The following is a 20,834-nucleotide window of genomic DNA, read 5'->3' on the forward strand; positions in this document are numbered from 1 at the left end:
ATCGCGCGGCACGGGATCGCGCGGCACGGGTGATCACCGGACGCTGCGACGGCGGGGGCCAACCCTCGAATATGCCCCCCTGTACGCCCCCCCTCAGCCCGCCGCAGCGCGGCGGCGGTCCTTGGGGGTGGAGGGCTCGAACAGGGCCCGGCACTCCTCGGTGGTCAAAGGCTCGCCGAACAGGACGCCCTGCGCATATTCGCAGCCGAAGCGGGCCATCTCGGCGGCCTCGCCTTCGCGTTCCAGGCTCTCGGCCACCACCTCCATGCCCAATTGATGGGCGAGCGAAACGATGGTGCCGACGATGATCGGCCGCGCCGCGCGCGCCGCGCCCTTGGCGCTGTCGCGCACGAAGCGCTGGTCGATCTTGATGGTGTCGAACGGGAAGCGCTGGAGATAGGCGAGCGCCGACTGGCCGGTGCCGAAATCGTCCAGGCACAGGCCGGCGCCCAGCTCCCGGATGCGGGCCAGCATCACCGCGGCATATTCCGGGTTTTCCATCACCAGGCTCTCGGTGACTTCCAGCTTCAGCGAGCCCGGCGCCACCGCATTGCGCGCGAGAACCGCCTTCAGGTCCTGAATGAGATCGTGCCGCAGCAATTGGCGGGACGAGACGTTCACATGCATGAACAAAGGCGGGTCCACCCGCACCAGGCGCTGCCACTGGCCGAGCTGGCGCGCCGCATGTTCGAGCGCGAACAGGCCGAGGTCGAGGATCAGCCCGCTTTCCTCCGCCACCGGCAGGAAATCGGAGGCGGCCATTTCCCCGAGGGTGGGGTGGCGCCAGCGCATGAAGGCCTCGAACCCGCCGATGGCCCGGTCGTGCATGCGCACGATGGGCTGGTAGCGCATGAAGATCTCATTGCGCTCCAGCGCCTGCCGCAGTTCGTTTTCCAGCGAGACGTGGTCGATCTTCTGCTGGCGCATGGCGGGGCGGAACACCTCGATGCGGTCGCCGCCGATGCGCTTGGCGTAATACATGGCGAGTTCCGCGTCCTTCAGCACCTCGCTGCGCTTGCTCTGCTCCTGGCCGGGCAGGACGAGGCCGATGGAGGCGGTGATGAACACCTCCTTCTCGGCGAAGGTGATGGGCGCGCGCAGCGAGCGGCGCATGGTGTCGGCGAAGGTGGTGATGCGCTCGGGATCGCGCTCGGACATGAGGATCATGCCGAACTGGTCGCCCGAAATGCGCGCCAGCGTGTCCTGCGGCTTCAAGAGCCGCATGAGGCGGCGGGCGACCGTGAGCAGGATGGAATCGCCCACCCCCATGCCCACCGAGACGTTCACCTGCTTGAAGCGGTCGAGGTCGATGACCATCACGGTCGGCTTGAGGCTCTCGTCCATCTTGGCGAAGGTGAGCGCCTGGTCCAGCCGGTCGAGGAACAGCTCGCGATTGGGCAGGCCGGTGAGATTGTCGCGCACCGCATCGTGCAGCAGGCGTTCGGCGGCGATGCGCTCGCCGGTCACGTCGATGAGCGTGCCGATGCAGCGCACCACCTCGCCGTCCGCGCCCACCACGGGCCGGGCGCGCAGGTTGAAGGTCATGTAATGACCGTCGATGGCGCGCAGGCGGAAATCCTGGTCGATGCGGCCGCGTCGCTGCTCGATGATGCCGTCGAGGGTGGCGCGGAAGCGGTCGCGGTCGGCGGGATGCAGCACCTCCAGCCAGCCGGCGGCCTCGGTCTCCAGCGAGCGCCGCTTGAGGCCCAGCGCCTCTTCCGCCTCGGGCGAGGTGTAGATGCGGTCGCTGTCCACATCCCAGTCCCAGACGATATAGCCGGAGCCCGCCAGCGCGAGCGCGCGCCGCTCCAGGTCCGAGGTCGAGCCCTGCACCGCGCCGAGGCCGGCGAAGGCGTGCTGCATCACCGTGAAGCCGATCAGCATGACGATCAGCACCAGGCCGCCGGAGAGGGCGGGGGCAACGAGATCATTGGTGACGAGGCCGGCCACCGTGAGCCCCGCCATCACCACCCACACCACCAGCAGCAGCCAGGTGGGGATGATCAGCACGGCGCGGTCATAGCCGTGCTGGGACAGCCAGATGACGACGCCGAGCCCGGCCACCGCCACGGCCAGCAGCGAGAGGCGGGCGATGCCGGCGGCCATGGGGGCGTCCGCCAGCGCCACCGCCACCAAAGCGGCGAGGAACACCAGCCAGCCGGCGGCCACATGCATGTAGCGCACGTGCCAGCGGTTGAGGTTGAGATAGGCGAACAGGAACACCAGCAAGGTGGCGGTCAGGATCGCCTCGCCCGCCGCGCGCCAGAATTGCTCGGCGATGGGCGAGAGGCCGAACACCTTGGACCAGAAGGAGAAATCGAGCCCGATATAGCCCAGCACCGCCCACGCCAGCGCGGCGGCGGCGGGGAACATGACCGAGCCCTTCACCACGAACAGGATGGTCAGGAACAGGGCCAGCAGGCCGGCGATGCCGATCACGATGCCATGGTACAAGGTGAAGCTGTTGACCTTGTCCTTATAGGCGTTGGGCTCCCACAGATAGAGCTGGGGCAGGTTCGGCCCGGTCAGTTCGGCGACGAAAGTGACGGTGGAGCCGGGATCGAGCGTGACGGTGAACACGTCCGCGTCGGGCGCCGCCTCGCGCTCCGGCTTGAAGCCCTGGCTTGGCGTGAGCGACAGGATGCGCCGGTTGCCGAGGTCGGGCCAGAACAGGCCGGAGCCGACCATGCGATAGAACGGCGCGACGATCAGCCGGTCCACCTGTTCGTCGGTATTGTTGGCGAGCGCGAAGGTGACCCAATTGCCCTGGGGCCGCCCGTCGGAGGTGCGCACCTCGATGCGGCGCACGATGCCGTCGGCGCCCGGCGCGGTGGACAATTGGATGCGGTCGTTGTCGGTGTGCTGGCGTTCGACGGCGGGCAGCAGGTCCGTGACCTTGGCATCGAGACGGACGGCGATGGTTTCGACGGCGCGCGCCGCCGGCGCACCGAGCCCGAGAACCGCCAACAGTGCGATGCAAAAGACAATGGTAGAACGCAACGGCAAACCTCCGCACCCGGCTATCCGCCGGGCCGAACGCGCATGACTAGCGCTCCGATGCGGCGCGAGCAAGGCATAGCCGACGCTATGCCTGTTGCGGCGCATCATGCGTGGGCGCTGGCCGTTCACGCGACGATAAGCATGATTTTGCCGATATGCGCGCTGGTGTCCATGCGCACATGCGCCTCGTTCGCCTTCTCCAGGGGGAAGGTACAATCGATCAGCGGCCGCACCGTGCCGGCGGCGATCAGCGGAATGACATGCTGGGTCAAGGCGTTGGCGATGGCCTCCTTGTCCGCCACGGGACGCGCCCGCAAGGTGGAGCCGGTGTGCGTGAGGCGCTTCAGCATCAGGCGCATGAAGTCGATATTCACCTTCGAGCCGTCCTGGAAGGCGATCTGCACGATCCGTCCTTCCACCGCCGCCGCCTCGTAATTGCGCTGGATATAGGCGCCGCCCACCACGTCGAGGATGACATTCGCGCCCTTGCCGCCGGTCACGCTCTTCACCTCGGCGACGAAGTCCTGGGTCTTGTAGTCGATGGCGTGGTCGGCGCCGAGCTTGAGACAGGCCGTGCACTTCTCCGCCGAGCCGGCGGTGGTGATGACGGTGGCGCCGAACGCCTTGCCGAGCTGGATCGCCGTCGTGCCGATGCCGCCCGTGCCGCCGTGCACCAGCAGCGTCTCGCCGCGCTTGAGGCCGGCGCGGTCGAACACATTGCTCCACACGGTGAAGAAGGTTTCCGGGATCGCCGCCGCTTCCACCATCGACAGGCCCTCGGGCACCGGCAAAGCGGTCGCCTCGTGGCTCAGGCAATATTGGGCATAGCCGCCGCCGGTGACGAGCGCGCACACCGCGTCGCCGAGCTTGAACCGCGTCACCTCGGCGCCCAGGGCCACGACGGTGCCGGCGATCTCCAGGCCGGGAATGTCGGACGCGCCGGGAGGGGCGGGGTAGAGCCCGCGCCGCTGCACCACGTCGGGCCGGTTCACGCCGGCGGCCTCGACCTTCACCAGGATCTCGCGCGGGCCGGGCACCGGCATCGGCCGTTCGCCGGGAACGAGCACCTCGGGGCCGCCGGGGGCGGTGATGGTGATGGCGGTCATGGTGGCGGGAAGCTGAAAAGCATGTGTCATGGCGCGGTTCCGGGAAGGGCGGGAGGCGCCCGACCGTGACGGTGCGGGACGGGGCAGGCGACGGGAAAAGGGCGCCCGGCGCGCGCGCCGGGGTTCGCCCTACTATCCCATGCCGGGCGGGGAAAAAACGGAAAGATGGACGCGCCGGGCGCGAGCGGCTTTTATCCGCCCCGACGACCCGGAGCGGTCCTGCCGCTCTTGGCGGTGTTTTTCCGTTCCGGTGCCGGCATTTCAGCGGCCGGCAATGCAGCGGCCGGCAGTGCAGCGGCCGGCAGTGCAGCGGCCAGGAGTGTGCGCCATGGACGACGACCACCCCATCGCCCCCAAACCCACGGCGGTGCTCGCACCGGCGGATCTCGACCGGCTCTCGGTGGATGAGATCGATGCCCGCATCGCGATGCTGAGGGACGAGATCGACCGGCTGGAGCGGGCGAAGGCGGCCAAGATCGCTTCGCGCGATGCCGCCCATTCCGTGTTCAAGTTCTGAGCGCGGCGCGCCGCGCTCCCGAGTGCGGGCGTTCGGAGTGCCGGACTCCCGAGTGCCAGCCTCCGGAGGCGCAGACATGGCAAAGCCGGCTCGGGTGAGCCGGCACGAAGGCGCGGCAAAAGGGCCGCGCGCGCGGTTCGAAAGAACGCGAAACGGTGCGACCGAGCCCCGCAGGACGCGGCGCCGCACCCTGCGCGATCAGCCCTTGAGCAGGCCGCCGAACTTGTTCTTGAAGCGGGAAACACGGCCGCCGCGGTCGAGCAGCTGCTGGGTGCCGCCGGTCCACGCCGGGTGCGTGCGCGGGTCGATATCGAGCTGAAGGCTGTCGCCCTCCTTGCCGAAGGTCGATCGCGTCGTGTACTCGGTGCCGTCAGTCATCACCACCTTGATGAAATGGTAATCGGGGTGAACGTCGCTCTTCATGGGTTGCGTCCTTCTCGCCGCGCCGAGCATTCAAGCCCGCAGCGGTATGAATTCGTTTCCTGAGGGAATGAGGCGGGTCTATAACCGAGAGCATCCGTTGACACAAGCCGACACCGCACTGGAACCCGCCGTCGATCCCTCCAAATCGGCCAGAAGCCGCCGCAGCATCGGTCCGCTGCTGGCGCTCGGGCCTTATATTCTGCGCTATCGGTCGCGGGTCTGCGGTGCGCTGGTCGCACTGACCGTGGCCGCGCTCGCCACCCTGGCCATGCCGGTGGCGGTGCGGCGGATGATCGACTACGGCTTTGCCACCGACCATGCCGGCCTGATCGACCGCTATTTCGCGGTGCTGATCGTCGTGGTCGCCGTGCTCGCCCTCGCCTCGGCCTCGCGCTATTACCTTGTGACCACGCTGGGCGAACGGGTGGTGGCGGACCTGCGGGCCGCCGTGTTCGCCCGCCTTACCACGCTGGACGGCACCTTCTTCGACACCGCGCGCGCCGGCGAGCTGACCTCGCGGCTGGTGGGCGACACCACGCAGATCAAGTCCGCGGTCGGTTCCTCCGCCTCGGTGGCGCTGCGCAACCTCGTCATGTGCATCGGCGCCGTCATCATGATGGTGGTCACGAGCCCGCGCCTGTCCGGCCTGGTGCTGATCGTCATTCCCCTGATCGTGCTCCCCCTGGTCGCCTCCGGCCGCAAGGTGCGGGCGCGCTCGCGGGCGGCACAGGACACGCTGGCGGACGCCTCCGCCTATGCCTCGGAAGTGATCGGCGCCATGCGCGCTGTCCAGGCCTCCACCGCCGAGGGCTCCGCCCGCGCCCATTTCGATCGCGCGGTGGAAAAGTCCTTCGAGGCCGCGCGCGGCGCCACCGCGGCACGCTCCTGGCTCACCGGCGTCATCATCTTCCTGGTGTTTTCGAGCGTCGTTGGCGTGCTCTGGGTGGGCGCCCAATCGGTGCTCAACGGGTCCATGTCGTCGGGCCAGCTCAGCCAGTTCCTGCTGTTCGCGGTGCTGGCGGCGAGCGGGCTCGGGGAATTGTCGCAAGTGTGGGGCGAGGTGTCCGCCGCCTCCGGCGCCGCCGAGCGCATCGGCGAACTGCTCAAGGAGGAGCCGAAGGTGAAGGCCCCCGCCGCGCCGGTGGCGCTCGGCCGCGTGTCCGGCGCCATCCGCTTTGACCATGTGGGCTTCACCTATCCCACCCGCCCCCATGCGCCCGCGCTGCGCGACGTTTCCTTCACCATCCGCCCCGGCGAGCGGGTGGCGCTGGTCGGCCCCTCCGGCGCCGGCAAGAGCACCGTGTTCCAATTGCTGGAGCGCTTCTACGACCCGCAGACCGGCGCCATCCTGCTGGACGAGATCGACGTGACGCGCTGCGATCCGGTGGCGGTGCGGCTCAACCTCGCCTTGGTGCCGCAGGACGTGGCGATCTTCGCCGATACGGTGCGCGAGAACATCCGCCTCGCCCGCCCTGAGGCGAGCGACGCCGAGGTGGAAGCCGCCGGCCGTGCCGCCTTGGTGGACGAATTCGTCACCCGCATGCCCGGCGGCTGGGACACGCTGGTGGGCGAACGTGGCGTCACCCTCTCGGGCGGCCAGCGCCAGCGCATCGTGATCGCCCGCGCGATCCTGCGCGCCGCGCCCATCCTGCTGCTGGACGAAGCCACCAGCGCGCTGGATGCCGAGAGCGAGACCCTGGTTCAGATGGCGCTGGAGCGTTCCATGGACGGGCGCACCACGCTCGTCATCGCCCATCGCCTCGCGACCGTGCTCTCTGCCGACCGCATCCTGGTGATGGAGGACGGGCGGATCGTCGACGAAGGCACCCATGGCGAATTGGTGGCCAAGGGCGGCCTCTATGCCCGCCTCGCCGCCCTTCAGTTCAGCGCCGCGGCCTGAGGCCGCGCGCCAGGGTTGGGCGCCGCTTCAGCCGACCACGAGGTCGGACACCTGCGGATGGCGGGCCGCCCATGCGGCCATGAAGGAACACTGGGTGACGGCCTTGTGCCCGTCTTCGCGGATATGGGCGAACACGCCGGCCGCGAGACGCGAGCCGATCCCCTGGCCGGAGAGGGCCTGCGGCACCTCGGTGTGGGTGAGGATCACCCGGTCGCCGTCCAGCTTATAATAAGCCAGCGCCAGTTCCTCGCCCACCTTCAGCTCGAAGCGGTGCTGGGCCGGATTGTCGATGACGTCTGTTTCCATGGGGGCTCCGTTCCACATGCGATGCGCTTGCGAAGCATAAGCCCGATGGACGCCGGATCGCAGCGGCGCCGCGCCATCACTTTCCCGTTGTGCACGGCCGCGTGCGCTTTCCGCGCCCGGCCGTGCCGCCGAAGGCGGATCATCCCGAGGCGGGCGGGCGCCATTCCATGCGCCAGATGGCGCGGCCGGACATGGGGTTTTGTCCCGCCGAGGCGATGGTGAACCCGAGCTTTTGATAGAAGGCGACTGCGCGCGGATTGTCCTGGTTGACATCGAGCGCGATGCCGGCGGGCGCGCGCCGGCGGGCGGCCTCCATCAGCGCCTCCGCCGCCCCCTTTCCCCAGAAGGCGGGCGCCACCGCCAGTTGATCGAGATAGCCTGTGGCCGGATCGATGGCGACGAAGCCGGCGGGCGCGCCCGCCTCGGCCAAGGCCACATGGAGTTCGGCGCCCGCCCCTTGCAGCGCCGCCACATGGTCCAGGAACCAGGGGCGGCGGGCCTCGAAATCGATGTCCGGCATGGTCCGCGCCCAGGTGGCGACCCACAGGTCCGCCAGCGCGGGCAGATGGGCGGGAACAAACGGGGCGATGGAAAAGGGCGAAGCCATATTGCGCCTTGTCTGAGGGGCGAGGCGCCAGTCTAGCGCGGACCGGCGGCATGCGTCATCGCCGCCTTGGGGCCGATCGACCGTCCGGGCTTGATGCCCCTGGGCGAGCCACCCGCGTGCACGGGGTCGGGCCCATCCAGGCGGCGCCGCCGGCGCGCCTCCGCCTCGGGATCGCGCAGCGGGCGCACGGGGGGCGCACCGCGGGCAGATGAAAGGGCGGGGAGGGGTGAGGTCCAGGCGGACGAGACCTGTCCGGCGGAGGCGGCCGGCCCCTCCCCGGGCGCGCAGGGTCTGCGCGCAGGGGAATTTCTGTCGCACTCAGTCCGGCAGCACCAGGCGGCCGGCGGCGTCGAAGGGGAAGAAGGGATTGTGCGCCACTTCCCACAGATGCCCGTCGGGATCGGTGAAATAGCCGCCATAGCCGCCCCAGAACACGCGCTGCCCCGCCTTCACCACCGTCCCGCCGGCCGCCTGCGCGGCGGCGAGGGCGGCATCCACCGCGTCCGCCGCGGGGACATTGAAGGCAAGCGCGATGCCGGAAAATCCGCCCGTGCCGGTGTCCGCGCGCATGGCGTCGGCGGCGAGCGCGGGGCGCGGAAACAATGAGAGCACCACGCCGCCGGCATCGAAGAAGGCGACGCCCTCCGTCGTCCGGTCCCGCCGCGCTAGGCCGAGGGTTTCGTAGAAGGCGATGGAGCGGGGAAGATCGGCGACGCCCAGCGTCACCAGATGCAGGCGAAGCGGCGGGGCGGACCCGGGAACGAAGGCGGACGGAGCGGCGGTCGCGGATGTCATGATCGATCTCACTCGAACAGGGACAATTGCTCGCCCACCTGGGTGGCGCGCTTGAAATGCTCGGTGGTCAGCTTGAGCCCGCGCCCCACGAGGCCGAGCCGGCGGGCGGCGATCTCGAACCGCCGGCCGATGGTCCAGGCATAGGGCCCTTCCCCCCGGCCACGCTTGCCGAAGCCGGAATCATAATCCTTGCCGCCGTGCATCTCGCGCACCAGCGACATGATGTGGCGCGCCTTCTCGGGGAAATGGGCGGCCAGCCATTCGCGGAACATGTCGGCGATCTCCAGCGGCAGGCGCAGCGTCACATAGCCGGCCTCGCTGGCGCCGGCCGCCTTGGCGCTGTCGAGAATGCGCTCGATCTCCATGTCGTTGAGCGCGGGGATCAGGGGCGCGGTGAGCACAGCGGTGGGAATGCCCGCCTCGCTCAGCCGCCGGATGGTCTCCAGCCGCCGCGCCGGGCTCGCCGCGCGCGGCTCCATCAGGCGGGCGAGCTTGGGATCGAGGGTGGTGATGGAGATCGCCACCTTCACCAGCCCGCGCGCGGCCATGGGGGCGAGAATGTCGATGTCCCGCGCCACGAGGCCGGACTTGGTGACGATGCCCACGGGATGGCCGAAATCCCGCAGCACCTCCAGCAGCCGGCGCGTGACCTCATATTGCCGCTCGATGGGCTGGTAGGGGTCGGTATTGGTGCCCATGGCGATGGTGCGCGGCGTATAGGTGCGGTGCATCAGCTCGCGCGCCAGCAGCTCCGGCGCGTCCGGCTTGACGAACAGCTTGCTCTCGAAATCCAGCCCCGCCGAAAGCCCGTGATAGGCATGGGTGGGCCGGGCGAAGCAATAGATGCAGCCGTGCTCGCAGCCGCGATAGGCGTTGATCGACCGGTCGAAGGCGATATCCGGCGAGGTGTTGCGGGTGATGACGGTGCGCGCGCGCTCCTCCACCACTTCGGTGCGGAAGGCGGGCAGGTCCTCCAGGCTCGCCCAGCCGTCGTCGAACAGGATGCGGGCGGCCGGCTCGAAGCGGCCGGCGGCGTTGGAGACCGCGCCGCGCCCCCGGCGGCGGGCTTCGCCCACCTGGGCCAGCGGGTCCACGTCCACCGCCGTCAGCATATGGTCGGGGGCCGTCGTCGCCCCTGCGGCCGGCGCCTGCGGCAGCGCCGCGACTTCCGCTTCGGCACGCGCCTGGGCGAGCGCCTCGGCCCGCGCGACCGCGCGCTGGCCCCGATCCACCGCCAAGCGGCCAACAATCTGGTCGCTTTTGTTGCTTTTTTTTGTCGCGGATGCGACGGAACGCTTCGCCTGCGCCCGCACCGGCCGCGCCGCGGCCCCGGCGGCGGGGGCGCCGGCTGAAGCTACCGGAAGGGCAGAATCGCGCTGAGAATCCATGCTTTCATGCTACATCAGCGCACGAACAAAACAAGAACATTCGCGGCGGAACGCGGCGCGTTTTTGGCCTTGAACCTTGGCGTATCTGGTATATTGTCCACCAGCGCGAGTTGCCACAGCAGCCCTTCTCCGCTAAAGGGCCAAGGCCACCGTCAGCTGAGGGGAAACGCCAATGGCCGAGCACGGCACAATTGAATATATGACAGCCGAGGGCAACGATTACGCCGAGCATGCCCGGACGTTTGCGCTCTTTACGCAGCTCACGAAATACGGCGCGATCACGGTCGCCGTCATCCTCGTCCTCATGTGGATTTTCCTGCTCTGAGTCTCGCACTCGGACTTCGGAGACGTTTCAATGAAAATCGCTGTCCCCGTCGAGATTGATCTCGGCGAGCCGCGGGTCGCTGCGAGCCCCGATACGGTGAAGCGCCTGACCGCGCTTGGCGCCAACGTCGTGGTCGAAAGCGGCGCAGGCCTGAATTCCGGCATCCTCGACGCGGATTATGAAGCCGCCGGTGCCACCGTCGCTCAGACCGCATTCGACGCGGTGAGCGGTGCCGATGTGGTACTCAAGGTTCGCCGTCCGACGGAAGCTGAACTTTCGTCCTATAAGCGCGGCGCCCTGGTGTTCGCCATCATGGACCCCTACGGCAACGAGGCCGCGCTGAAGGCCATGGCCGACGCCGGCGTCGCCGCCTTCGCCATGGAGCTGATGCCCCGCATCACCCGCGCGCAGGTGATGGACGTGCTGTCCTCCCAGGCCAATCTCGCCGGCTATCGCGCCGTCATCGACGCCGCCGAGCAGTTCGGCCGCGCGCTGCCCATGATGATGACCGCCGCCGGCACGGTTCCCGCCGCCCGCGTGTTCGTCATGGGCGCCGGCGTCGCCGGCCTCCAGGCCATCGCCACCGCCCGCCGCCTCGGCGCCGTGGTGACCGCGACCGACGTGCGCCCCGCCTCCAAGGAACAGGTCGAATCCCTCGGCGCCAAGTTCGTCGCCGTGGAAGACGACGAGTTCAAGCAGGCCGAGACCGCCGCCGGCTACGCCAAGCCCATGTCGGCCGAGTATCAGGCCAAGCAGGCGGCACTCGTCGCCGAGCACATCAAGAAGCAGGACATCGTCATCACCACCGCCCTGATCCCCGGCCGCGCCGCGCCGCGGCTGGTGACGGCGGCCATGGTGGCTTCCATGAAGCCGGGCTCCGTGCTGATCGACCTCGCGGTCGAGCGCGGCGGCAATGTGGAAGGCGCCGAGCCCGGCCAGGTGGTGGACGCCAACGGCGTGAAGATCGTCGGCTATCTCAATGTCGCCGGCCGCATCGCCGCCTCCGCCTCGCTGCTGTACGCGAAGAACCTCTACGCCTTCGTCGAGACCCTGGTGGACAAGTCGGCCAAGGCCCTCGCCGTGAAGTGGGACGACGAGCTCGTGAAGGCGACGCTCCTCACCCGCGACGGCGCCGTGGTTCACCCGAACTTCGCCCCCAAGGTTGAGGGAGCCGCCCAATGAACCCCATCACTGCCCAGACCGCCGCTGACGCCGCCGCCCAGGCGCGCGCCGCCGCCGAGGTGGCCCGCCAGGCCGCCGAAGCCGCCCAGATCTATGCCGACCAGGCGGCCACCGCCCTCGGCGCGGTGGCTCATGCCGCCACGGGCGGGGCCATCGATCCGTTCGTGTTCCGCCTCTCCATCTTCGTGCTGGCCGTGTTCGTCGGCTATTACGTCGTGTGGTCGGTGACGCCTGCGCTCCACACCCCGCTCATGTCGGTCACCAACGCCATCTCCTCGGTGATCGTGGTGGGCGCGTTGCTTGCGGTCGGCGTTTCCACGGTCGGCGATGCCGGCCATTCTCTGTGGGCGCGCGGCTTCGGCTTCATCGCTCTCATCTTTGCGTCGGTGAACATTTTCGGCGGGTTCCTGGTGACCAGCCGCATGCTCGCCATGTACCAAAAGAAGAAGTGAGGGCGGACCCATGAACGCCAATCTGGCCGCGCTTCTCTATCTGGTTGCGGGCATCCTCTTCGTCCTGGCGCTGCGGGGGCTCTCGCACCCGACCACGTCCCGCCAGGGCAACATGTTCGGCATGGTCGGCATGGCCATCGCCGTGCTCACCACGCTGGCCCTCTCGCCCCCCGCCGACATTCTCGGCTGGGTGCTGGTGATTGCCGGCATCGGCATCGGCGGCGGCATCGGCGCGGTTGTCGCCCGCCGTATCGCCATGACCGCCATGCCGCAGCTGGTCGCCGCCTTCCACTCGCTGGTGGGCCTCGCGGCGGTGCTGGTGGCGGCTGCCGCCCTTTATGCCCCGGCCGCGTTTGGCATCGGCGAGCCCGGCAACATCCACGGCGCCAGCCTGATCGAGATGACGCTGGGCGTCGCCATCGGCGCGATCACCTTCACCGGCTCGATCATCGCCTTCGCCAAGCTCAACGGCAACATGTCGGGCAAGCCGATCATGCTGCCGGGCCGGCACTTCATCAATGGCGGCCTCGCGCTGCTGCTGGTGGTGCTGATCATCGCCTTCGTGATGACCGGCTCGATCCCGCTGTTCTGGATCATCACCATCCTGTCGCTGGTGCTGGGCGGCCTGCTGATCGTGCCGATCGGCGGCGCCGACATGCCGGTGGTGGTATCCATGCTCAACTCCTATTCGGGCTGGGCGGCGGCGGGCATCGGCTTCACGCTGGGCAACACCGCGCTCATCATCACGGGCGCGCTGGTGGGCTCCTCGGGCGCCATCCTGTCCTACATCATGTGCAAGGGCATGAACCGCTCCTTCATCTCGGTCATCCTCGGCGGCTTCGGTGGCGAAGTGGCGGCGGGTGCCGGCGGGGCGGCGGAAACCCGCCCGGTGAAGCAGGGGTCGGCGGACGATGCCGCCTACATCATGAAGAATGCCCAGAAGGTCATCATCGTGCCGGGCTACGGCATGGCAGTGGCCCAGGCCCAGCACGCGCTGCGCGAGATGGCCGACAAGCTGAAGGAAGAGGGCGTCGAGGTGAAGTACGCCATCCATCCGGTGGCGGGCCGCATGCCCGGGCACATGAACGTGCTGCTGGCGGAAGCCCAGGTGCCATATGACGAGGTCTTCGAACTCGAAGACATCAACAGCGAGTTCGCCCAGGCGGACGTGGCCTTCGTCATCGGCGCCAACGACGTGACCAACCCGGCCGCGAAGACCGACCCGACCTCCGCCATCTACGGCATGCCGATCCTGGATGTCGAAAAGGCCAAGACGGTGCTGTTCATCAAGCGCGGCATGGGCTCCGGCTATGCCGGCGTCGAGAACGAGCTGTTCTTCCGCGACAACACGATGATGCTGTTCGGCGACGCCAAGAAGGTCACCGAGGAAGTGGTCAAGAACCTCTGATCGCCGCCCTCCTTTGCGAGGGACGGGACGAAAAGAAAGGCCGCCGGAGCGCAAGCCCGGCGGCCTTTTTATGTGCGGTCAAAGTTTGCGCGGCGATGGCGCCATCCCCCGGCGGGCAGGCGTCGCGGAGCGGTCTCGCCGGAAGCGTTCAGGCGGCCGGTGGCTCCTTCGGCGTGGTGTCGAACCGGGCTTCTCCGATCTCGTGGCCGTGGCGGGAGATGAAGCGCGCGAGCGCGAAGGCGCCGGCCACAGTCACCACCAGGATGAGCGCCAGGAAGCCGAGGTCCCCGCCGTCCTCATGGAGCTTGGCAATGGCGGCCATGCCGGTCAGCAGGATCACGCTCACGCCTCCGGTCACCGCCCAGCTGTTGGACCGTTGCGGCTGAGGCTGCGGCTCACGCGTCGACATTGCGTTTATCTCCCGGTTCCCATCCCTCCCCCGCTTGCGGGAGAGAGCCGATAGAATGAAATGCCCTTCCGCGATACCGCGCGCACCCGTGCTCAGTCCGCGAAGAAGGCCACGAGACGGGGAATGACCTTCTCCGGCGCCTCGTCCATCAGCCAATGGCCCGAGCCCTCGACCACCACGCCCTCCACGTTCTCAGCCACCAGCCGGCCCTGGGCGATGAGGAATTCGCCGGACGCCTTCTCGCCGGTGAGCACCAGCATGGGCATGGCAAGCTTGGTCTTGGCGAAGGCCGCGAAATCCGCCGCGTCGCGCTCGAACGCGCGGAACACCTCGAACCCCGCCGCCATGCCGCCGGGCTGGGCATAGGCGGCCGCATAGAATTGCCGGTCGGCCTCGGAGACCGAATGGGCGGGATCGGCGGCGAAATCGTTCCAGAAATGCTCGAAATAGATGCGCTCGCGGCCTTCCACGAGGGCCAGCGGCGTCTTGCCGTAGAAGTGGAAATGCCACAGGTCGCGCATCAGCCACACATGCGTCCAATCCCCGACACCGGGAAGGAAGGCATCCATCAGGGCGATGCGCGTCACCGCCTCAGGATATTGGGCGGCATAGGCATAGGCCACCATCAGCCCGATATCGTGCCCGACCACGCCCGCGCGGTCGATGCCGAGCGCCGTGGCGAGGGCGCGCACGTCCTGTGCGAGGGTCGTCTTGTCGTACCCGGCCTCGGGCTTCGAAGATTCGCCGAAACCGCGCAGGTCGGGCGCGATCACGCGGTGGGTCCTGGCGAGTTCGGCGATCAGCGGCCGCCACATATGGCTGGTCTGCGCATAGCCGTGCAGCAGGAGCACCGGCGCGCCTTCGCCCGCTTCGAGATAATGCAGGCGCAACGGGCCAAGCTCGACGAAGCGGCTCGCGATGTCCAAGCCCACGTCGTCTTCCGGCGTCCCTTGATCCGCAGTCATTTCGGCGCCCTCCCCCCGCGTGCAGGAGGAGGTACGATAACAGGAAACGCGCGCGCGGGAGCCGCCAGATGCGCGCCGTTCGCAAACTCCCGCGCCTTTTTCCGCGCGGGAGTCTCGCGTCCTCAGCCTTCCTTGAAGCCGTATTCCGGCGTGCCCTGCTCGGCGCCGTAATATTTGTACGGCAGGAACTTGCCGGTCATGGTCAGCTTCACGCGGTCGCCCTTGGGATTGGCGAGGCGCTCCATGTCGATGTCGAAATCGATGGCGGACATGATGCCGTCGCCGAATTCCTCCTCGATCAGCGCCTTGAACGCCGGGCCGTTCACCATCACCATCTCATAGAAGCGATAGATCAGCGGGTCGGTGGGGGGCATGGGCGTGCCGCGATAGGGCACTTCGTTCAGCATGCGCTCCTCGACCTCGGAGAGGCCGAACAGCTCGGCGGCGGCCTTGGCCAGCGGCTTCACCAGCTTCATCTGGCCGAGCAGCGCGCCCACCACCAGCATCGGCGACATGCCGCCGATCTCGTCCGTGATGTACTTCCAGGTCCAGCCCTTCTCGCGCTTGATGTCGAGGATCTTCTCGGTGAGTTGCTCGCGCTTCATGTTTTCTGCTCCTTGAGTCTCGGTCGTTTCACGCGGCCCGCTTGTCGCCGTCGGGCGAGGGCTGGGGCGACGCGGTGGGGCGCACCACCGGGGGATGGCGGTGGTCGTATCCGGCGGGGCGCTGGTCCTTGAAGGTCTTCGAGCGCTCCACCAGGAAGTCGATGAGATGGTTCCGCACCGCGTAGAAATCGCCCTGCTTGTGGATGTCGAGGCGGCGGCGCTCGCGCGGCAGGGGGTTCTGCACGATCTCGGCGATGGTGGCGTTGGGGCCGTTGGTCATCAGCACGATGCGGTCGGCGAGATAGATCGCCTCGTCCACGTCATGGGTGATCATGAACACGGTCTGCCCGGTCTCCAGGCAGATGCGGCGCACCTCGTCCTGCAACGTGCCGCGGGTGAGCGCGTCGAGCGCGGAGAAGGGCTCGTCCATCAGCAGCATCTTGGGCTCGATGGAGAGCGCGCGGGCAATCCCGACGCGCTGCTTCATGCCGCCGGAGAGTTCGGACGGCCGCTTGTTCTCCGCCCCCTTGAGCCCGACCACCTCGATGAAGCGCATGGCGTGCGCGCGCACCTGCGCCCGGCTCCAGCCCTTGTGGCGGGAGGAGACCGCATAGGCCACATTGCCGAGCACGGTCAGCCAGGGCAGCAAAGCGTGGCTCTGGAAGATCACGGCGCGGTCCAGCGCCGGTCCCTCGATGGCGGCGCCGTCCACCACCACCGCGCCGTCGTCCGGCTTGTCGAGGCCGGAGAGGATGTTCAGCACCGTGGTCTTGCCGCAGCCGGAATGGCCGATGATGCAGGCGAACTCGCCCTTGTTCATGGAGAACCACAGGTCCTCGAACACGGTCGTGGTGCGGCCGCCGGCCGCCTGGAAGCGGCGCGAGATGCCTTCGATGGAAACATAGCGGGGCTCGCTCATGCGCCTCACTCCGGAAAGGTGACGAGGCGGGCGACGAAGGCGAGCATCTGGTCCAGCAGCATGCCCATCAATCCGATCACCAGGATGGCGATGATCACATTGGTGATGGACAGGTTGTTCCACTCGTTCCAGACGAAATAGCCGATGCCGGTGCCGCCCACGAGCATCTCGGCCGCGACGATCACGAGCCAGGCGATGCCGATGGAAATCCGCATGCCAGTGAGGATGGTCGGCGCGGCGGCGGGCAGGATCACGGTGAAGGCGCGCTTGAACGGCCCCACTTCCAGGGTGCGCGCCACGTTCAGCCATTCCTTGCGCACGCTGGCGACGCCGAAGGCGGTGTTCAGCAGCATCGGCCACACGGAGCAGATGAAGATGACGAACACCGCCGAGATGGAGCTATCCTTGATGGTGTAGAGCGCGAGCGGCATCCAGGCGAGCGGCGAGATGGGTTTCAGCACCTGGATGAAGGGGTCGAGCGCCTTGCTCATCAGCGCCGACATGCCGATGACGAAGCCGAGCGGGATCGCCACCAGCACCGCGATGCCGTAGCCGATCAGCACCCGGCCGAGCGAAAAGGCGAGCTGGATGCCAAGGCCCTTGTCGTTCGGCCCCTTGTCGTAGAACGGGTCGGACAGCAGCTTGACGAGCTGGCTGCCCACCTCCACCGGGCTCGGCATGGCCGATTTCCCGGTGGTGGCGGTGAGGCCCATGAGCTTGGCATATTCCGGATCCATCCCGGAGGCCGCGCCCGGCCCGCCGGCGCCGAAGCCGGCGGTGGCGCCCTGCCAGATCAGCAGGAACACCGCCAGCAGCAGCACCGAAACCAGGGCCGCGCGCAAGGTCAGCGACGAGGTCATGGGGCTCAGGTCCGCTTGATGGCGAAGCTCGCCACATAGGCGTCGGGCTTGGCGGGATCGAACGGCTTGCCCATGACGACGATGGTCTTGGTGGGCGCCGGCGGGGTGAGGCCCATGTCCTTCATCACGGCGGCGCATTCGGTGGCCAGGAACACCTGCTTGGCGATGCCGGCATAATCCACGTCGCCCTTCACCTGGCCCCAGCGCTTCATCTGGGTGAGAATCCAGATGGCGAAGGAATCGTACGGGAAGGGCTCGAAGGACACCCGGTTCGGGTCCTTCTTGATGTTGCCGAGGCCGTCCGCATAGGTGCCGGTGAGCACCTGTTCCAGCACCACCGGCGGCGCGTTGAGATAGTTCGCGGGGGCGATGGCCTCGGCGATCTCCTTGCGGTTCTCCGGCTTCTGGGCATAGGCGCTGGCGTCGATGATGGCGCGCAGCAGGGCGGCATAGGTGTTGGGATTGGTGGTGACGAAGTCCTTGCTGGCGGTGAACGAGCAGCAGGGATGACCGTCCCAGATTTCCTTCGAGAGGATATGGATGAAGCCCACCCCGTCATAGACCGCGCGCTGGCAGACATTATCCGGCGCCAGGAAGCCGTCGATATTGTCGGCGCGCAGGTTGGCGACCATCTCCGGCGGCGGCACGGAGCGCAGCTGCACGTCCGCGTCGGGGTCGATGCCGTGCTCCGCCAGATAATAGCGCAGCAGGTAATTGTGCATGGAATAGTCGAACGGGATGGCGAGCTTGAAGCCCTTCCAATCCTTCGGGTCGCGCTTGTCCTTGTGCTTCATGGCCAGCGTGATCGCCTGGCCGTTGATGTTCTCGATGGCCGGCACGGAGAAGGGAATGGGATTGGAGCCGAGGCCCATCGAGATGGCGATGGGCATGGGCGAGAGCATGTGGGAGGCGTCGTATTCCTTGTTGATGGTCTTGTCGCGCACCACCGCCCAGCCGGCGGTCTTCACCACGTCCACGTTCAGGCCCTGCTTGGTGTAGAAGCCGAGCGGGTGCGCCATGATGATGGGCGTCGCGCAGGTGATGGGGATGAAGCCGACCTTGAGGTCCTTCTTCTCGATCGGCCCGGTGCCTTGCGCGAAGGCTTCCGTGACCAGGCCCATGGGCAGGAATTGGGCAAGGGCCGCGGCGACCGTGGTGCCGCCGATGGCTTTCAGGAAGGCGCGGCGAGGGGCGTCCTGCGGAAACAGGGCATGCAGCACCGTCTTTTCCACCAGGCTGCCGTAGCGCGCCTCCTCCGAGGCACGGGCTGCGGCTTCGTGCTCCGCCGCCGAGCGGTGCCGGCCGCACGCGCAGCCGGAAAACAAACGGGAAAAGCGCCGGAAGGTGTCTTTGCTCGTCATGGACCGCCTCATGCTGCACGACCGGAGGGGAAAGCTCTCCTCCTGACGTTAAGCAAGGCGCATGCCACCACAGGGCACCGGATTTTTGCGCGCTTTATCAATGGACTGGCGAAAGCGCTGGATTTACGAGTTTTCGCGATTTATGATTTTTCGTAATTCAACTCGCGAAAAATCGTAAATGGACGCCCTCGATCTGCCCCAGCTGCCGCGCTTCGGCCCGTTCGGCCCCGCCTTCGACGCGGGGATCGAGGCGGAGCTGGCGGTCGATACGGAAACCGCCCGCATCCTCGACGCCAATCCCGCCGCCTGCCGCCTGCTGGGCCATGCCCGCGAGGCGCTCAAAGCCATGCAGATCTTCGATCTGCATCCCGGCCAGGCCTCCGCTCTGGTGGTGTTCACCCAGGCGGTGATGGATCGCGGCGCCCATTGGACGCGCTCGCTGACGCCCCATCACGCCGACGGGCGCCCCCTGCGGCTGGAATATGCCGGCATCCAGGTCTCAAGCCCGCGCGGGCGCACCCTGCTGATCACCCTGCACGATCTCGACGCCCGCCACCGCCGCGACATCGACGCCGATGCGGATTCCTTCATGCGCGAGGGCATCGCCGAATGGCAGCGGGTGGACCGCTTCTTCCGCGACATCGAGCGCGAGAACCGCCTCATCCTCCATGCGGTGGGGGAAGGCATCTATGGGGTGAATTCGGAGGGCAAGACCACCTTCGTCAATCCCGCCGCCGAGCAGATCCTCGGCTGGACGGCGGAGGAGCTGATCGGCCGCGACATGCACACCATGGTGCATCATCACCACCACGACGGCAGCCCCTACCCCCACAAGACCTGCCCGATCTACGCCGCGTTCCGCGACGGCGCCGTGCACCGGGTGGAGAACGAGGTGTTCTGGCATCGCTCGGGCAAGCCGGTGTGGGTGGAATATACCTCGACCCCGATCCGCGACCGGGGCGTGCTGATCGGCGCGGTGGTGGCGTTCCGCAATGTCACCCAGCGCCGCGAGGCGGACGAGAAACTGCGCGCCGCCCTCGCCGAGGTGGACAGCCTGCGCGAGCGGCTGGAGCTGGAAAACGCCTATCTCCAGGAGGAAATCCGCGCCGAGGGCAGCCATCGCGGCGTCATCGGCCGCAGCGAGGCCATCAAGAAAGTGCTGCGCCAGGTGGAACTGGTGGCGCCCACGGAGGCGAGCGTCCTCATCACCGGGGAGAGCGGCACCGGCAAGGAATTGATCGCCCGCGCCATCCACGAGGCCAGCGACCGGCGCGAGCGGCCGCTGATCCGGGTGAATTGCGCGGCCATCCCGCGCGAATTGTTCGAGAGCGAATTCTTCGGCCATGCGCGCGGCGCCTTCACCGGCGCGCTGCGCGACCGCATCGGACGGTTCGAACTCGCCGACCACGGCACGCTGTTCCTCGACGAGGTGGGCGAAATCCCCATCGAGCTGCAAAGCAAGCTGCTGCGGGTGCTCCAGGAAGGCCAGTTCGAGCGCATCGGCGAGGAGCGCACCCGCTCCGTGGACGTGCGCATCATCGCCGCCACCAATCGCGACCTGCGGGCCGAGGTGCGCGCCGGGCGGTTCCGCGAGGATCTGTTCTACCGCCTCAATGTCATGCCCATCGAATCCGCGCCCTTGCGCGAGCGGCGGGAGGATATTCCCGCCCTCGCTCTGCATTTCCTCGGCGGGGCGGCGCGCAAGCCGCTCTCCGGCGCGCTGCAATTGAGCGAGGGCGACATGCGCAAGCTGGTCGCCTACCACTGGCCGGGCAATGTGCGCGAGCTTCAGAACGTGATCGAGCGCGGCATCATCCTCGCCCGTAACGGCCGCCTCACCATCGATCTGCCGGAGCCCCACGCCCACGCCGCGCCGCCTCCCGCGCCGGGCGCGACGGAAGGGCTGGAGACCGAGGGCGAACGCCGCGCCCGCCATCGCGCCAGCATCCTCGCGGCGCTGGAGGCGGCCGGCGGCAAGGTGTCCGGCCCGGGCGGCGCGGCCGAGCGGCTCGGCCTCAAGCCCACCACCCTCGCCTCGCGCATGAAGACCCTCGGCATCGCGGCCGCCAAGCCGGGGACGCTGAGGGCCGGATGCTGAAGGCGGGGGCAGGCGACCGAGCGCGTTAGACGAGGGGCGCGGCGCCGGCCGGAGGGAGAGGGCGATGCGCTGGCGCGGGTCGCGGAGTCATGGGCGGCGAAGGTGCGCCCGAAATGCCGGATTCATCGCCCAAACACGCGCGGTCGAGCGCGGAGATCGCCCACAAAACCGATGTTCGTCTATGCTAAGCCATTGTTTCACGTGAAAC

General features: G+C 68.0%; 20 protein-coding genes. 7 read left to right on the forward strand and 13 right to left on the reverse strand.

Translation table 11 applies throughout. The features are described from left to right. Window positions 1-93: 93 nt before the first annotated feature. Both V5F84_RS01010 and V5F84_RS01015 read right to left on the reverse strand, forming a co-directional pair. On the reverse strand, window positions 94-3,105 hold the full coding sequence (locus V5F84_RS01010) for an EAL domain-containing protein (protein WP_394046385.1): 3,012 nt from the start codon (window positions 3,103-3,105) through the stop codon (window positions 94-96). Window positions 3,106-3,125: 20 nt separating this feature from the next. Beyond that, on the reverse strand, window positions 3,126-4,136 hold the full coding sequence (locus tag V5F84_RS01015; protein WP_394046339.1) for an NAD(P)H-quinone oxidoreductase: 1,011 nt from the start codon (window positions 4,134-4,136) through the stop codon (window positions 3,126-3,128). 298 nt (window positions 4,137-4,434) lie between these two features. On the opposite strand from V5F84_RS01015, the gene V5F84_RS01020 reads away from it, so the two are divergent. Next, window positions 4,435-4,623 carry a DUF1192 domain-containing protein gene (locus V5F84_RS01020; RefSeq protein ID WP_394046341.1) on the forward strand — a complete coding sequence of 63 codons (189 nt, stop codon included), beginning with the start codon at window positions 4,435-4,437 and terminating at the stop codon, window positions 4,621-4,623. A 198-nt stretch (window positions 4,624-4,821) separates the two neighbouring features. Here the strand turns inward: V5F84_RS01020 and rpmE are convergent, their stop codons facing one another. Further along, the gene (gene rpmE, locus V5F84_RS01025) at window positions 4,822-5,046 is read right to left on the reverse strand and encodes a 50S ribosomal protein L31 (protein ID WP_348845517.1); all 225 of its coding nucleotides are present in this window, start codon (window positions 5,044-5,046) and stop codon (window positions 4,822-4,824) included. Window positions 5,047-5,113: 67 nt separating this feature from the next. Between rpmE and V5F84_RS01030 the strand changes: the two genes are divergently transcribed. Then, window positions 5,114-6,946, forward strand: coding sequence for an ABC transporter transmembrane domain-containing protein (locus V5F84_RS01030; RefSeq protein WP_394046343.1), 1,833 nt, complete (start codon window positions 5,114-5,116; stop codon window positions 6,944-6,946). A 27-nt stretch (window positions 6,947-6,973) separates the two neighbouring features. Here the strand turns inward: V5F84_RS01030 and V5F84_RS01035 are convergent, their stop codons facing one another. The 4 genes from V5F84_RS01035 to V5F84_RS01050 form a co-directional block, all read right to left on the reverse strand. Then, the gene (locus V5F84_RS01035; protein WP_394046345.1) at window positions 6,974-7,252 is read right to left on the reverse strand and encodes a GNAT family N-acetyltransferase; all 279 of its coding nucleotides are present in this window, start codon (window positions 7,250-7,252) and stop codon (window positions 6,974-6,976) included. A 139-nt stretch (window positions 7,253-7,391) separates the two neighbouring features. Next, entirely contained in the window at window positions 7,392-7,859 is a 468-nt protein-coding gene (locus tag V5F84_RS01040; protein ID WP_394046347.1) for a GNAT family N-acetyltransferase, read from the reverse strand. A gap of 318 nt (window positions 7,860-8,177) precedes the next feature. Continuing rightward, window positions 8,178-8,654: a VOC family protein gene (locus V5F84_RS01045; RefSeq protein WP_394046349.1), complete on the reverse strand. Its 477-nt coding sequence runs from the start codon at window positions 8,652-8,654 to the stop codon at window positions 8,178-8,180. Window positions 8,655-8,662: 8 nt separating this feature from the next. Then, entirely contained in the window at window positions 8,663-9,766 is a 1,104-nt protein-coding gene (locus tag V5F84_RS01050) for a PA0069 family radical SAM protein (RefSeq protein ID WP_394046387.1), read from the reverse strand. A gap of 448 nt (window positions 9,767-10,214) precedes the next feature. On the opposite strand from V5F84_RS01050, the gene V5F84_RS01055 reads away from it, so the two are divergent. From V5F84_RS01055 to V5F84_RS01070, 4 genes are read left to right on the forward strand one after another with little or no spacing between them, the layout of a single operon-like run. After that, window positions 10,215-10,367, forward strand: coding sequence for an aa3-type cytochrome c oxidase subunit IV (locus V5F84_RS01055; protein WP_394046351.1), 153 nt, complete (start codon window positions 10,215-10,217; stop codon window positions 10,365-10,367). Window positions 10,368-10,397: 30 nt separating this feature from the next. Next, complete coding sequence (locus V5F84_RS01060) at window positions 10,398-11,549, forward strand: Re/Si-specific NAD(P)(+) transhydrogenase subunit alpha (protein ID WP_394046353.1); 1,152 nt, start codon at window positions 10,398-10,400, stop codon at window positions 11,547-11,549. Then, the gene (locus V5F84_RS01065) at window positions 11,546-12,001 is read left to right on the forward strand and encodes a proton-translocating transhydrogenase family protein (RefSeq protein ID WP_348845524.1); all 456 of its coding nucleotides are present in this window, start codon (window positions 11,546-11,548) and stop codon (window positions 11,999-12,001) included. Before V5F84_RS01060 ends, V5F84_RS01065 begins: the two co-directional genes overlap by 4 nt. Window positions 12,002-12,011: 10 nt before the next feature. Continuing rightward, window positions 12,012-13,409, forward strand: coding sequence for an NAD(P)(+) transhydrogenase (Re/Si-specific) subunit beta (locus V5F84_RS01070; protein WP_394046355.1), 1,398 nt, complete (start codon window positions 12,012-12,014; stop codon window positions 13,407-13,409). Between the two features lie 148 nt (window positions 13,410-13,557). Here the strand turns inward: V5F84_RS01070 and V5F84_RS01075 are convergent, their stop codons facing one another. The 6 genes from V5F84_RS01075 to V5F84_RS01100 form a co-directional block, all read right to left on the reverse strand. After that, window positions 13,558-13,818 carry a hypothetical protein gene (locus tag V5F84_RS01075; RefSeq protein WP_394046357.1) on the reverse strand — a complete coding sequence of 87 codons (261 nt, stop codon included), beginning with the start codon at window positions 13,816-13,818 and terminating at the stop codon, window positions 13,558-13,560. Between the two features lie 92 nt (window positions 13,819-13,910). Beyond that, window positions 13,911-14,783, reverse strand: coding sequence for an alpha/beta fold hydrolase (locus V5F84_RS01080; RefSeq protein ID WP_394046359.1), 873 nt, complete (start codon window positions 14,781-14,783; stop codon window positions 13,911-13,913). A gap of 122 nt (window positions 14,784-14,905) precedes the next feature. Further along, a complete protein-coding gene (gene cynS / locus V5F84_RS01085) occupies window positions 14,906-15,388 on the reverse strand; it encodes a cyanase (RefSeq protein WP_394046361.1) in 483 nt (160 codons plus the stop codon). Between the two features lie 28 nt (window positions 15,389-15,416). Then, window positions 15,417-16,307, reverse strand: a complete 891-nt coding sequence (locus V5F84_RS01090) for an ABC transporter ATP-binding protein (RefSeq protein WP_394046363.1) — start codon at window positions 16,305-16,307, stop codon at window positions 15,417-15,419. Window positions 16,308-16,312: 5 nt separating this feature from the next. Beyond that, a complete protein-coding gene (gene ntrB, locus V5F84_RS01095; RefSeq protein WP_394046365.1) occupies window positions 16,313-17,167 on the reverse strand; it encodes a nitrate ABC transporter permease in 855 nt (284 codons plus the stop codon). Window positions 17,168-17,172: 5 nt separating this feature from the next. Beyond that, window positions 17,173-18,528 carry a CmpA/NrtA family ABC transporter substrate-binding protein gene (locus V5F84_RS01100; protein WP_394046367.1) on the reverse strand — a complete coding sequence of 452 codons (1,356 nt, stop codon included), beginning with the start codon at window positions 18,526-18,528 and terminating at the stop codon, window positions 17,173-17,175. A 178-nt stretch (window positions 18,529-18,706) separates the two neighbouring features. Between V5F84_RS01100 and V5F84_RS01105 the strand changes: the two genes are divergently transcribed. Then, window positions 18,707-20,626, forward strand: a complete 1,920-nt coding sequence (locus V5F84_RS01105; RefSeq protein ID WP_394046369.1) for a sigma 54-interacting transcriptional regulator — start codon at window positions 18,707-18,709, stop codon at window positions 20,624-20,626. Window positions 20,627-20,834: the final 208 nt, after the last annotated feature.

The organism is Roseixanthobacter liquoris, assembly GCF_043195135.2.
GTDB lineage: Bacteria > Pseudomonadota > Alphaproteobacteria > Rhizobiales > Xanthobacteraceae > NCEH01.